1 protein-coding gene is annotated in these 372 nt (G+C 66.9%); it reads right to left on the bottom strand.

The genetic code is table 11. The features are described 5' to 3' along the window. Nucleotides 1-216: transposase (locus WDW90_RS38465; protein ID WP_431311218.1), on the bottom strand; the 216-nt coding region annotated here is incomplete at its 3' end. Between the last annotated feature and the right edge of the window lie 156 nt (nt 217-372).

Below are 372 nucleotides of genomic sequence, written 5' to 3'. Positions count from 1 at the left end.
AGTGGTCACGGTCTTGCGGCCATAGCCGTTGCGGCTGTTGCCGGCGTCCTCGCCCGCCAGATGGTGGTCCATCTCGGCGTTGAGCGCCCGCTCGGCCAGAGCCTTCTTCAACGCGTCCAGCAGGCCATCGGCCTCGAACGCCGTCTTGGGGTCAGCCCCGGCCAGAAGCTGGTCTAGGATCGCGTCAGGGATGCGGGGGGCTTTGCGTCGGGCCATCGGGAACCTCCTTCGGGTCCACTATGGCCGCCCCCACACGAAATTCCCGACAGTCCCCGGACGAGCCAGCCCTCAGCGCCGCAGACGCAAACACCGCGCGCCTGAAAGCAGCTCGCCTGGCAAGAGACGCCGCAAGCGATAAGGCAAAGAGCACAG

Origin of the sequence: Methylobacterium nigriterrae (assembly GCF_037106235.1) — a bacterium.
Taxonomy (GTDB): Bacteria; Pseudomonadota; Alphaproteobacteria; order Rhizobiales; family Beijerinckiaceae; genus Methylobacterium; species Methylobacterium nigriterrae.
The sequence above is the reverse complement of the archived record's forward strand: the minus strand, read 5'-3'. Positions and strand labels throughout refer to the sequence as shown.